General features: G+C 56.8%; 7 protein-coding genes and 1 pseudogene. 7 read left to right on the forward strand and 1 reads right to left on the reverse strand.

The window, feature by feature from the left end:
• Positions 1–267 precede the first annotated feature (267 nt).
• Positions 268–1,866 (forward strand): CTP synthase, encoded by a 1,599-nt coding sequence (gene pyrG / locus HII33_RS02610; protein WP_179394239.1) that lies wholly within the window; start codon positions 268–270, stop codon positions 1,864–1,866.
• Positions 1,867–1,928: 62 nt separating this feature from the next.
• Here pyrG and HII33_RS02615 read toward each other — a convergent pair whose 3' ends face one another.
• A complete protein-coding gene (locus HII33_RS02615) occupies positions 1,929–2,384 on the reverse strand; it encodes a MerR family transcriptional regulator (RefSeq protein ID WP_179394240.1) in 456 nt (151 codons plus the stop codon).
• 79 nt (positions 2,385–2,463) lie between these two features.
• Here HII33_RS02615 and HII33_RS02620 point away from each other — a divergent pair, with 79 nt between their 5' ends.
• The 6 genes and pseudogenes from HII33_RS02620 (at position 2,464) to HII33_RS02640 (ending at position 13,573) form a co-directional block, all read left to right on the forward strand.
• Positions 2,464–3,453: an aldo/keto reductase gene (locus tag HII33_RS02620; RefSeq protein ID WP_179394241.1), complete on the forward strand. Its 990-nt coding sequence runs from the start codon at positions 2,464–2,466 to the stop codon at positions 3,451–3,453.
• 365 nt (positions 3,454–3,818) lie between these two features.
• Positions 3,819–5,081, forward strand: coding sequence for a UDP-N-acetylglucosamine 1-carboxyvinyltransferase (locus HII33_RS02625; RefSeq protein WP_179394242.1), 1,263 nt, complete (start codon positions 3,819–3,821; stop codon positions 5,079–5,081).
• Between the two features lie 94 nt (positions 5,082–5,175).
• Positions 5,176–5,424, forward strand: coding sequence for a type B 50S ribosomal protein L31 (locus HII33_RS02630; protein WP_179394243.1), 249 nt, complete (start codon positions 5,176–5,178; stop codon positions 5,422–5,424).
• Between the two features lie 1,165 nt (positions 5,425–6,589).
• A complete protein-coding gene (locus tag HII33_RS02635; RefSeq protein WP_179394244.1) occupies positions 6,590–8,506 on the forward strand; it encodes a helix-turn-helix transcriptional regulator in 1,917 nt (638 codons plus the stop codon).
• A gap of 258 nt (positions 8,507–8,764) precedes the next feature.
• A pseudogene (locus HII33_RS13980) lies at positions 8,765–8,872 on the forward strand (KxYKxGKxW signal peptide domain-containing protein); the annotation flags it as partial.
• Between the two features lie 501 nt (positions 8,873–9,373).
• Positions 9,374–13,573, forward strand: a complete 4,200-nt coding sequence (locus HII33_RS02640; RefSeq protein ID WP_246287255.1) for a mucin-binding protein — start codon at positions 9,374–9,376, stop codon at positions 13,571–13,573.
• The last annotated feature ends 83 nt before the right edge of the window (positions 13,574–13,656 follow it).

Genomic DNA, 13,656 nt, shown 5'->3' on the forward strand with positions numbered 1-13,656 from the left:
GGCCGCTCGGGAGGTGGGGTGTCATCTTACCCTAGGTGGCGGACGCCCGCCTGCGGCCACCGCGCTGGAAGCGTGTTCTTGCCCAGACGCGGGCGTCGGCGGGCGGTCACCGGGAGAAAACCCTTGACGTCTGTTATGTATTTGGGTAAGATACTTTCTGGGCGCTTTACTCAACGGTAAAGCAAGACGGTCACAAGCTCCCTGTTCATTGGAATAGGGAGCTTGTTTTTGTTTTTTCCCGCAAAAACTACACAAAGGAGTTTTCTCATGACCAAGTATATTTTTGTTACCGGTGGGGTCGTGTCTTCGCTTGGCAAGGGGATCGTGGCGGCGAGCCTGGGGCGGTTGCTCAAGAACCGGGGCTTGAAGGTCACCATCCAGAAATTCGATCCGTATATCAATGTGGATCCCGGGACGATGAACCCATACCAGCACGGGGAAGTCTTCGTGACCGACGATGGGGCGGAGACCGATCTGGACCTTGGCCATTATGAACGCTTCATCGATATCAACCTGAACAAGTACAGCAACGTGACGACCGGGAAGATCTATTCCGAAGTGCTTGAGAAGGAGCGCAAAGGGGAATACCTCGGCGCGACCGTCCAGGTGATCCCGCATGTCACCAACATGATCAAGGAGAAGATCATGCGCGCGGCGACCACGACGGACTCCGATGTGATCATCACCGAAATCGGCGGGACCGTCGGGGACATCGAGTCCCAGCCGTTCCTTGAGGCGATCCGCCAGATGAAATTCGACGTCGGCGCGGAGAACACCTACTACATCCACGCGACGCTGGTCCCTTACCTGCGCGCGGCCGGCGAGATGAAGACCAAGCCGACCCAGCACAGCGTCAAAGAGCTGCGGAATATCGGGATCCAGCCGAACATGATCATCCTGCGCACCGAGCAGCCGGTCACCGAGGGGATGAAGAAGAAGATCGCACTGTTCACCGACGTGCGTGAGGATGCCATCATCGAATCCCGTGACGCGAAGACCCTGTATTCCATTCCGATGGCGATGCAGGCGCAGGGGATGGATCAGCGCGTGCTGGAACACTTCGGCATCGAGGCACCAGTCGCGGACATGAGCGAATGGGAGGCCCTGCTCACTCGGGTCGACAACCTCAAGGATACCGTCAAGATCGCCTTGGTCGGCAAGTACGTTGCGCTGCAAGACGCCTACATCTCCGTCTCCGAAGCGCTGAAGTCCGCCGGGTACTTCTGGAACGCGAAGATCGACCTGCAGACTTTCCAGGCTGAAGACGTCAACGACGAGAACGTCGCAGATCTGATCGGCGACGCAGACGGCATCTTGGTCCCAGGGGGCTTCGGTGATCGTGGGCTCGAAGGCAAGATCGCCGCGATCCGCTACGCGCGTGAGAACGATGTGCCGTTCCTCGGGATCTGCCTGGGGATGCAGATGGCCTCGATCGAGTTCGCGCGCAACGTGGCCGGCTTCAAGCACGCGGCTTCTACGGAATCTGACCCAGAGACCGACGAGCCGATCATCGACATCTTGCCGGACCAGGTCAACGTTGAGAACCTTGGCGGCACCTTGCGCCTTGGCCTCTACCCGTGCGACCTGAAGCCGGGGACTGTGGCGGCGGCCGCCTACGACAACGTGCCAGAAGTGCAGAAGCGCCACCGGCACCGCTACGAGTTCAACACCACCTACCGCGCGGCGCTTGAAGCCAAAGGGCTCGTATTCTCCGGCACCTCGCCGGATGACCGCCTGATGGAAGTCATCGAGCTGCCGGCCAACAAGTTCTTCGTGGCGTCCCAGTACCACCCAGAATTCCAGTCCCGCCCAACTAAGCCAGAGGGCCTGTTCAAGGCCTTCATCAAGGCGGCCGGGAACTATTAGACCCAAAAAGGGATCGGCCAGCGGCCGATCCCTTTTTGGGTACGCCGCGCGCCGCGGCCCGGTCAGGCCACCGGCTTGGCGCCTTGGGCAGCGAGCAGCGCCTCGATCTCGGCCTGCGGCAGGTCGCGGTAGTGAGACCAATCGGGCTGAGGGCGGTGCGCCGCCGCTGCGGCGGCGCAGGCGGTGTGGAAGGCCAGCTTGCGGTGTAGGTGCGTCATCGCGTCGGCCAGGGCCTGCTGCTTGGCGGCCAGCACCGCCTCTTGGCCGGCGAGCAGGGCAACGATGCCGGGCTCACCGCCGGGGCGGTCGGCCAGCGCGAAGAAGGTCTGGAGCTGCTCTAGCGTCATGCCCGCCTGCTTGAAGCAGCAGAGCGTCTTGAGCCGGTTGATGTGGCGTTGCGCGTAGACCCGGCGGCCGTTGCAGCGCGGCACGTCCGTGAGCAGGCCGAGTGTTTCGTAGTAGCGTAGGGTGGACGTCGGCAGGTCGAACTGCTGGCTGAGTTGGGTGATCGTCACCATTTTTTGGGGGCCTCCTTGATGATAACGCTTTACTTCAAGTCTACTTGAAGGCGTAGACTGAGTTCAAGAGGTGATTAGAATGTATCTTGCAGCAGAAGAACGATATCAGAACATGACCTACAACCGAGTGGGGCGCTCCGGCCTGCGCCTGCCCGCCTTGTCGCTGGGCATGTGGCACAATTTCGGGAGCGTCGACCCGCTGAGCAACCAACGGGCGGTGGTCGAGGCCGCCTTCGACCATGGGGTCACGCACTTTGACTTGGCCAACAACTACGGGCCGGATGCAGGGAGCGCCGAGGCGAACTTCGGCCGCATCCTGCACGACGAGCTGGCGGCGTATCGAGATGAGCTGATCGTCTCGACCAAGGCCGGCTTCTATATGTGGCCCGGCCCGTACGGGGAGTGGGGCTCCAAGAAGAGCATCGTCGCGTCCTGCGACCAGAGCCTGCGCCGGCTGGGGCTCGATTACGTCGACATCTTCTACCACCACCGGCCGGATCCGGACACCCCGATCGAAGAGACTGCGGCGGCCTTGGACGGGCTGGTGCGGCAGGGCAAGGCGCTGTATATCGGGATCTCGAATTACTCCGCGGAGCAGACCGCGGCGATCATTCCCGTGTTCCGCCGCCTCGGCACGCCGTTCATCATTCACCAGGTCAGCTACAGCATGTTCAACCGCGCGCCCGAAGACGGCCTGTTCGCGGAGCTGGAGCGGGAATCCGTCGGGGCGATCACTTTCTCGCCGCTAGCGCAGGGTCTGCTGACCGACCGCTACCTCGACGGGATCCCGGCGGACTCGCGCGCGGCGCGGTCCTCCAGCCCGTTCCTGCACCCGGACAACGTGGCCCAGACGATCGACAAGGTGCGTCAGCTCAACGCGCTGGCCGAAGCACGTGGCCAGAGCCTGGCGGCGATGGCCCTGGCGTGGAACCTGCGGCAACCGAGCGTTGCGAGCGTCTTGATCGGGGCCTCGCGGGTCAGCCAACTGCTGGCGAACCTGAAGGCGTTGGACAACCTGACCTTTGCCCCAGAAGAATTGGCCGCGATCGAGACCGTGCTCAAGGCCTGAAGATGATACGAAAAGTCGGGTGCTCCCCGGCTTTTTGTGTACAATGAAAAGTGGTCCCATAACTTTTGTGCATTTTGCGCAGTGATGAGCATTACGGCCGGTGGCGTGGATGAAAATGGACCAGACCACCGGGACTTTTCTGAAAAAGTCCCGGGAGAACGGTGAGGCTTTGGGGTGAGCACGACGGACTGGCCGCGATTGACCTTGTTTTTTGACCGAAAGTTCATTAAAATGAAACGATGAACGTGTGTTTTCGCACGTCTCCCCTATCAGTGAACGACAGCACCACTTGAAGCAGTGAACGCCTAGGTCAGCTTCAGCCTATTTGGACAAGTGAACGTTATTTAAGCGAGGAATAATTCATAATGAAAAAAATGCTGATCCACGGCGGCAAGAAGCTCTCTGGAACAGTCGTGATCGGTGGGGCCAAAAACAGCACGGTCGCGCTGATCCCGGCGGCGATCCTGTCCCGCACCCCCGTCAAGCTTGATTCTGTCCCGCATATCCAAGACGTCTATAACCTGATGGACCTGCTCAGTGAGATGAACGTGCGCTCGACGTTCGACGATTGCGTGATGACGATCGACCCGACCGACATCCAAGACGTCCCGTTGCCTAACGGTAAGATCAAGAGCCTGCGCGCGTCCTACTACTTCATGGGCGCGCTGTTAGGGCGCTTCGGCCAGGCCATCGTCGGCCTGCCCGGCGGCGACGATATCGGGCCGCGGCCGATCGATCAGCACATCAAGGGGTTCGAGGCGCTCGGCGCGAAAGTGAGCAATGAGCACGGCGCGATCGCCATTCGTGCGCCCAAAGAAGGCCTGCACGGCGCACGCATCTTCCTCGACATGGTCTCTGTCGGCGCGACCATCAACGTGATCCTCGCCGCGGTGACCGCGCACGGCCGCACCGTGATCGAGAACGCGGCGAAGGAGCCCGAGATCATCGACCTGGCGACCTACCTGAACAACATGGGCGCCCAGATCCGTGGGGCGGGGACCGATGTGATCCGCATTGAAGGGGTCGCCGAGCTGGCGGCGCACAACGCGCACACCATCATCCCGGACCGCATCGAAGCCGGGACCTACCTGGCGATGGCCGCGGCGATCGGCGACGGCGTCAAGGTCCAAAACATCATCTCCGAGCACTTGGACGCGTTTTTGGCCAAGCTTGAGGAGATGGGGGTCACCATGGACGTCGGCGAGGACAGCATCTTCGTCTACCCGTCCGGCGACCTGCGCATGGTGCAGATCAAGACGATGCCGTATCCGGGCTTTGCCACCGACCTGCAGCAGCCGGTCACGCCACTACTGCTCAAGGCGCACGGGGAAGGGCTGATCATCGACACCATCTACCCGAAGCGTGTGCGTCACATCCCGGAACTGATCCGCATGGGCGCGAACATCACGGTCGAAAACGACGTGATCATGCTGCACCACGCCGACCAGCTGCAGGGCGCAGAAGTCGCCGCCGAGGAGATCCGCGCCGGCGCCTGTCTGATGACCGCGGCCCTGATGGCGGATGGCGACACCGTCATCACCAAGGCGGAGAACATCCTGCGCGGTTACGACCGTGTGATCATGAAGCTCCGCGCGCTCGGGGCGAGCGTCGAGCTGGTCGAGGATTAGTTGCGCCACCGGAGCAGATATGGTACACTGCTAGAGTTGTCACAAGAATAATCTCTAGGTCAGGCAATGCCCTAGGGCAAAGGAGAAAACGATTATGAAGCAAGGCATCCACCCAGAATATCACCAAGTTGTGTTCATGGACTCCGCGACCGGGTTCAAGTTCATCTCCGGTTCCACCAAGAACTCCAACGAGACCATCGAAGTCGACGGTGAGACCTACCCACTGGTTCGTGTGGAAATCTCCTCTGATTCCCACCCGTTCTACACCGGTAAGCAGAAGTTCAGCAAGGCTGACGGCCGTGTTGATCGCTTCAACAAGAAGTACGGGCTTACTTCCAAGTAAAGACCACTTACAAGCGGGGTTGTGCCATAACCCCGCTGATATAAAGGATCCGGATGAAAATCGTGAAGATTTCCGTTCGGATCCTTTTTGTGTTGTGTCGAGATTGATGAATAGGGGCAAGCTGGCAGGCCAGCTTGCCCCTATTCACTGCCATCAAGGTGAAGCCCATTTGCCGGTTCACCTTAGCGTTACCACGAACGGTGAACCTGGTGAAGTGTAAATAGGCCTTCAGATATCCCAAAACTGATGCAACGTCAACCTTGCGTGGCACGTAGAGTGACGCGCTTTTGCCAGCGGTTTCCCTTATCCCGTTCCAAGCTTAGTGATCCGTAAAATTGCCCAGAGCGTTGAAAACGGTGCCTGCCGATCACCACAGTCAAAGTGAACCGATGGGACGCTCAATTAACTTTGATCCGTTCAAAGCCCGTCTGAGCATGACGGTATACCAAACCAAAATAATTGTGTGCGTTGCCATTTGGCATTCCTGATATAACAATATTGTCACTTCGTGTATAAAGGTATACCAAAGAACATTTTTTGATTGACAAGGGATGCTGCTACATGTAGTCTAACAAAAAGTAAGTTTATTTCGTCATGCTGCTACGGTTTCGGGAGGCGGCGGCGCAATTGTAGCGGCAATTGGAACCGGAAGATAATTAGACGGTTAGGGAAAGGGGAAAATGCCATGCACTCAGCCTTGTTGTTTGTGACCTTTGTCCTAATTGCACGTTGGATTCGTACTGAAGATCCCCTTGCGGTCCAACTGAGACGCGTACCGGTGAACTGGGGCGAATATCTGAAGACAAGTCTGTTTCACCTGTATTTGTTCCTTATGCTTTACGATTTCTCTGCTGGTTTCGGGCCTATGGATAAGTACCGTGTGATTTGGCTAATAATGTTTGTTCCCGTTTACTTAATTGAACGAGTTTGGAGTTTGATCAAGTTCAAATACGCTCAATGAACAGTGATTGGACAACACCTCAGCAAGCATAATTGTGGCGCCAGTCATCGATTAGCATAGGTGTTTTTACGTCTCGTGGCTTTTGATGACGTGCATACACGTGAGCTTGGACGCGTGGGGGTTATTAGGGGTCAAGGTCGATCGATGCATTGATATCTTGCAATTTGTCCTGGTTTTTCTCACAATAGAGCAGAGGTGTCGAAGATGAGTGAGAATGAACCGTATTATAAGTTATTGGACGAGATGCGCAGCAGTTATCATGTGACGGTCAAGCAAGTCTGTGATTATGCTGGTTTCTCAGACCGAACCTACCGGCGGATTCAGCGTGGCGAGGCAAGCCCGACAGTCGAAAGCTTCTGTCGCTGGTGGGCTTTTTTTAATATTTTTCCAAACGCCGGGGGTGGCAACCGCATGATGCAGGCGGCTAACTTTCCCATCACGACCTACATCAATAACGTCCTTGACCATCTGCGTCAAGACGTTACGATCGCGCAACCCGAAGAGATGCGCGCCAAGTTGACCGCATTCAGCCAGCGCTTCAAGCAAGACGACTTTCAGATCCTGTTGAAGTTACTGGATCTGCGGCTTGCGTCGACGCAGGCCGAACGGTCAGCGCTGGCGAAATCTGTTATCACAGCGCTGAAGCGGCGGCACTTTTGGACTGACTTTGAGACGCAGTGCTTCTTGATCATTGCGCCTTACCTCAGCTGGACGGTCGTTTCGCACTGCATGATGCGCTACTTGGCATACGTTAACCCGCAAGGCGAGCCAAGGCCTCGGATTCACTTTATATATTGGTATGAGTTGCTATTGCTCAACTACATTCAAATGGCGGCGCAGACGCATATTTACGAAAACGTCTCGCTGGCATTGTCTTGGGGCCGGGGTGTTGGGCCGCAGCCAGAAGACGGCTCGATCGATAGACAGATGATCTATGCCCTGATCGGCCAGCTTGTTCCCATGTTTCAGTCAGCGTCACCCGATGGTGCAGCGATCGCAACGGTGTTCCAGCCAGTGCGCCAAGCGGCCGCGACCTTGGCCGCGGGGCATTCGCTACGCTTAACCACGCGGCTGACACGGTTAGAACAAGCGCTTGTAACCAATGCGCCTTATCATCACGATCGGCATCCGCGCCAGGTGCTCACACCGTTTCCAGTGCCGTACGTCAAGGCGGACAGCCCAGGGCAGCGGCTCGATCAGTTGCGGCAGGCACGTCAGTTCAGTATCAAGGAGCTGTGTGAAGTTGCGGGGATCTCGCGGTCGGTCTATCGCCGCTTCTGCGCAGACGGCAGTGGTCTGCGCATTGATGAGCTATGTCGGGCGCTGGATGGGATTCGCGGCAAACTGTCAGATGTCTTGCTGATATCCGATTTCCCCTTCTGGCTAGATATCTATTATCCGATGGTGTCGGCGCTACTTCAGTGCTATGGCAGTGGCAGTGTTCCTGATTCAGTTCTACCAGGGATCGAACGGGTCCATACCGAGGCGATGGCGGCCGGCAATCCAGTATTTCTGGCCCGCTGGCTCACGCTCGAACGTTGTCGCATTGAGGTGCAGCAAGGCGATATCGCGGCGGCGCCTTTTGGCCAACAAGAGCTTGAGCTGATGTCGGGGTACGACACTTGGTATTCAACAGATTATTACAATCTTCAGTACGTGCTTGATTACGGAGACCTGAAGATCGCGCAACGCGTCATGAAGCGGCTAATTGAGGCGATGCCGAAAGGGCAGTATTACCTGTTGGATGTTAACTTTCAGATGCGTGTGATCATCTGGTTGAATCTGCTCAGCGCGATGTACAAAACAAAGGACGCGACGGCGATCAAGGCGGTCACTAAGGTCATTCTACACCTAGAGATGCCTGCGGGTATCGGTAGTGGCGAGATCCTGTGGTGCATACTGCAGCGCTACTGTCACTATGTTGACACAGTGATCGACGGCACCGCCGAAGAGGCCCGCGCAAAGTGGACATCGCTAGAGCAGTTGGTTCAAACACTGACGCCAGGCGAAAAGCCGCCGGTCTGGTTCTTCTTCGGAGACAACCAGCAGGCGCTTGTGGCACATTATCTAGGTGAAGGTGCGCACGACTATTTGGGTGAATTATATGAAATCTATCGGTAAGGCCGACGTCTCTTAGCAGACAGATATTAGATTCAGATCCATCATGAGGAGCTGCCAAGTTGGTCGCTCTTTTTTTGGCGCCATTCAGAGAAACTGTGTATAAATTTCCCACTTTTTGAGCCTTTAGTCCGAAACGTTTACGCCATTATCAAAGATTAGTTAATGTAGACGCGTTACAGGTAGTAAGGGAGAGGAAGGCTAAAGATGTCAAAAAAAGTGGTAAAAGCACACGAACGGTTTGTCCGCGACACATACGACATGAAGAAACATTTCAAATTATATAAAGCAGGGAAGAACTGGCTTATCGCTGGGACAGTCCTTGCCAGCTTAGGCCTAGGCGCCTTGAGCACCAAACAAAATGACGTCTCCGCGGCGACTACCACGGATACGGATGATCAAAATACCAGCTCGACTGCTTCATTGACTGCGCAAAAGAGCGTCATACTAAAGTCAAGCGTGCAGACCCCGGTCTCCGCGGCCGCTAACACGTCAACTCAACAGGCCACAACTGAAGCTGCTACCGCCGATCAGGCCCAAACGGCTAAAACGACATCGACCGCTAGCGTTGCAAGCACGCCCGTGACCACCACTGGTGAGACATCTTCGGCGGATGCAAACGATGGCTATGCGTGGCTCAAGTTTGTTGATGAAGACAATAATAACGCGGTAATTGGGACATTCCAGCAAAAAGCTAGTTGGGAATATACAAATCGCGATAGTGACATTACCATTTTCAACGGAATAGAGACTAAGGAATTTCTAGATCTCTATGAATTTGATACCTCAAAGATCAGTCAAGATGGTGACGGCGCGGAAGCCCAGCTCATTACGGATAGTAAAGGCAACAAATATTACATTGAAAACATAATGGACGAGCAGCAAGGCAAAACGTATACGATAGAACTCAAGCATAAGCACACGACAAGCGAGCAGACACTGACGACTACTCGAACGATCAACTATCAGTACCAGGATGGAACCAAGGCTGCGGACAGTGTGGAACAGCCGCTAACGTGGCAGCTTCAGTCCGATACTGACGATGTGCTTAGTTTTGCTGCGGCAGGAACAGGCTCACTCTCGTATCAGCAAACTGGGACTGGATTCTTGGCGGCCGAGCTGGATGACAACGGAGAACCGGTGCTTTCCAATGGTGAACTTGTTCCCGCAACGGGTGATGCGTACGATATTAGATACGATGATGCCAAGGCTAAGGCCACCACGACGGTTCGGACCCCGGAAACGGCCTCATACCCAGAACAAGATGCAGCAATCGTTAAGTATGCCACTCCCGACAAGACGAGCACGGCAGAAGCGAGTGCAGTTGACGCGGACGGGAACCCAACCGACCTGACGGATACCATCACCTACACCCCGGTCACTCGTACCCCCGTCACCAACCCAGCTGATTCAGACCTCAAGAAGGTCGTCACCGAAACGGTCAACTACGTCGATGCGGCTGGCAATGTGTTGCGCACCAACAAAAACGTCAGCCAAGTCGCGTTTTATCGGACCGCAACAGGTGCAACTGATGGCGCTTGGATCTACACCGACTGGACGACCCAACAAGACGGCGTTTCTCGTTCCGCAGATGACCAGCAAGGCGTCATGCAGGCGCTGAACCAAGGCTACTTCGCTAACCCTGAAGGCTTGAAGGCCACGTACCTCAACACGGCTATCGATGGTACCGAGACGGCCAAGACGAACGACGATGTGACGCTCAATGGCCAGGATGCCAATACCGAAGTGGTTCGGACCATTCAGTGGACGCCGGTCACCTACACGCCGGCGAACAACCCGAATAATCTGGTGCTGACGCACACGGTCACCGAAGTCGATACCTACGGCGGCCCAGTGAACACGACAGCAACGAAGATTGTGGCGACGTTCTACCGCACGGCCACGCTGAAGGATGCCAGTGCGGACCCGACGGTGGCGGACAATTACAGTTACTCTGGCTGGACGACGAACGCTGACGGGGTGTCGACCTCCGATGATACCTCGGTGACTGTCGGTGCAGCCGATGACAAGACGCCGACCGGCTACACGATGAGTGCAACCAGTCAAGTTGATGATGGCGAAGTCGCTGCGGACAACCAGGCGCTTACGGTCACGGCTGACAATAGCACCGTCGCGCGCGATTTTACCTACGCGAAGATGACCGGCACCGTCAATGTGCACTATGTCTATCAAGGTGCAACCGGCGTGAAGCTGCTGCCAGATGAAACCATTACTGGTGAGTATGGTGACGACTATGTCCCAGACTTACAGGCCTACATTGCCGGTTTCTCTAAGTACGGCGATGGGCAAACCACGATCACCGATATTGATGGCAATGCGCTGAGCGATGGCGATGGCGCACTGGACACGACGAAGCTTCATTTTGTCGCGATCGATGACACCTATGGGTACCAGATCAACGGCGTGCAAGACGGCACGGGTGTTGACGCCGAGTTCAACTCCGATGGGCAGGACGTCTGGTTGATTTTTGACGCTGAACCAAAAGGCGGGACTGCCACTGCCGGAGATACCGTCAAGGTGGCGAAGTTCACGGACGCCAACGGTGACGGGCACACGCTGATCACCACGATCGGTGGGACGGATGGCAAGATCAAGCAGGTCGTTGTCAATGATGGCCGCGCAGGGACCAACGGGACGAATGGAGTCGATGGCGCTGACGGGGCCAACGGGGACACGATTCAGACTCAGCGGTTCACCGATGACAATGGCGATCAACACACCCTGATTGTGACGATCAGTGGTACTGACGGCTCGATCCACACGCAGGTCATCAACGACGGCAAGGATGGCTCGACGCTGACCACGGCGCCGGTCAAGGATACCCAAGGAAATGTGGTCGGGTACACCATTCTCGTAGACGGGACCCCGTCTGGCACGATCCTGAATGGTGTCAAGGGTGACCAAGGGGATGATGGCCAGACCCCAGTCTTCACCCCAACGACCGACGAGAACGGGAATGTCACCGGCTACACCGTCACGCTTGATGGCAACCCGGTGGCAGAGATCAAGAACGGTGTGGATGGGAAGACGCCTGTCATCACGACCGTGCCATTGCTCGATGAAACCGGCAATGCGATCGGCACAACCGTTACCATCACGACACCGGGCGCGGATGAGGCACCACAGGTGTTCAACATCACCAATGGTCAGGACGGCAAGACGCCTGAAGTCGTGGACAACGGCGATGGCACCTTCTCCCTGACAATCGATGGCAAGCCTGTTGCAACGCTGAAGAACGGGACCGACGGCAAGGACGGCTCAACTGTCACCACGACCCCGATCAAGGACGCCAACGGCGACGTGATCGGCTACACCATTTTGGTTGATGGTAAGCCATCGGGCACGATCCTCAACGGCTTGAACGGCCAAGACGGCGCCCCAGGTAAGAACGGCGCTGACGGTGTCTCGCCAGTCATCACGCCGGCAACAGACGATGCCGGGAATGTCATCGGGTATACCATCACAGTTGATGGTAAAGAAGTAGGCGAACTCAAAAACGGCCGTGACGGCGTTGATGGTGAAGACGGCAAAACACCGATCTTCACGCCGATCACGGATCAGGATGGCCGGATCATTGGCTATAACATCACCACCGACGGCAAAACCGTTGCCACCGTGATGAACGGCCAAGACGGTGAGGACGGGAAGACCCCGGTGATCACCACGACGCCTGAGTTAGATCAGGCCGGCAATCCGGTTGGCACCATCATCACCGTTACCACCCCAGGCAGCGATGAAGCGCCGCAAGTGATCACTGTCCACAACGGCACCGACGGCCGGGATGGGGTCGATGGTCAGACGCCACAGGTCAAGGCTGTCACCAACGAAGATGGGACAACCGCTTACGAGTTCTACATCACCAACGACGATGGGTCCGAGACACCAGTTGGCACCGTGGCGGCGCCTAAGGATGGCAAGACGCCAACCGTTGCCCCGGACTACGATACCGATGGCAACGTTGATGGCTGGATCTTCACGCTCAATGGCGTTGATTACATCGTCAAGAACGGTGTCGATGGCCAAAATGGGACTGATGGTAGGAATGGTATTGACGGCCGAGATGGCACTGACGGCCAGGACGGCCGGGACGGCGCTGACGGCCAGGATGGTCAAGACGGTGCTGACGGCCAGGATGGTCAAGACGGTGCTGACGGCCAGGATGGCCAAGACGGTGCTGACGGTAAGGACGGTCAAGACGGCGCTGATGGTAAGGACGGTCAAGATGGTGCTGACGGCCAGGATGGCCGAGATGGCACTGACGGCCGGGACGGTCAAGATGGCACTGACGGTAAGGATGGTCAAGATGGTGCTGACGGCCAGGACAGTCAAGATGGTGCTGACGGTAAGGACGGTCAAGACGGCACTGACGGCCAGGATGGCCGAGATGGCACTGACGGCCGGGACGGTCAGGACGGCAGTACTGAGAATACCAACATCAATATTAACGTCAACATCAACCACAATGATGGTGATGATCAAGCGACGACTGATGAGGATCAAGATGGCGACATCGTGATCAATAATGGTGGGCACATCATTATCATCAACAATGGCAACACTGACAATAGTGGCAACGACGGCGGTAACACCGACAACAACGGCAACGACGGCGGTAACACCGACAACAACGGCAACGACGGCGGTAACACCGACAACAACGGCAACGACGGCGACAACACCGACAACGACGGCAACGACGGCGACAACACCGACAACAACGGCAACGACGGCGACAACAACGGCAATGACGGTGACACCACCCTCACCCCAATCCGCAACGTGGTGGGGACCGGAACGGATACGCTCACTGATCTGAGTAATACCGGAACGGATAACGAGCAGATCACGCCGCAGCCGACGATCGCGGCGGCAGTGGGCGACCAAACAGCCCTTTACCGTCAAAAGACGCGGCAGCTCCCTCAGACGGGCGACCAGGCTAGCCCGAAGCTCGCAATGTACGGGGTCGGCCTGACGATCGCGACTGCGATCACCGCGTTCGGCGTTGCTCGGCGCAAGCGCCAAGACGAAGACGGTGATTCGCTGTACTAAGCGGCGCACCTGATCACTGGACGTGAGAGACAAGCTGCATGGTCGCACTCGAGGTGCAGCGACTGTGTAGCTTGTTTGCGTCT

It is taken from the genome of Lacticaseibacillus absianus, assembly GCF_013407595.1.
Classification (GTDB): domain Bacteria; phylum Bacillota; class Bacilli; order Lactobacillales; family Lactobacillaceae; genus Lacticaseibacillus; species Lacticaseibacillus absianus.

Excerpts from the sequence above, each read along its gene's own strand:
- HII33_RS02640 (WP_246287255.1), top strand. The coding sequence starts at position 9,374 with ATGGACGAGCAGCAAGGCAAAACGTATACGATAGAACTCAAGCATAAG.
- pyrG (WP_179394239.1), top strand. The coding sequence starts at position 268 with ATGACCAAGTATATTTTTGTTACCGGTGGGGTCGTGTCTTCGCTTGGC.
- HII33_RS02625 (WP_179394242.1), top strand. The coding sequence starts at position 3,819 with ATGAAAAAAATGCTGATCCACGGCGGCAAGAAGCTCTCTGGAACAGTC.
- HII33_RS02635 (WP_179394244.1), top strand. The coding sequence starts at position 6,590 with ATGAGTGAGAATGAACCGTATTATAAGTTATTGGACGAGATGCGCAGC.
- HII33_RS02615 (WP_179394240.1), bottom strand. The coding sequence starts at position 2,384 with ATGGTGACGATCACCCAACTCAGCCAGCAGTTCGACCTGCCGACGTCC.
- HII33_RS02620 (WP_179394241.1), top strand. The coding sequence starts at position 2,464 with ATGTATCTTGCAGCAGAAGAACGATATCAGAACATGACCTACAACCGA.
- HII33_RS02630 (WP_179394243.1), top strand. The coding sequence starts at position 5,176 with ATGAAGCAAGGCATCCACCCAGAATATCACCAAGTTGTGTTCATGGAC.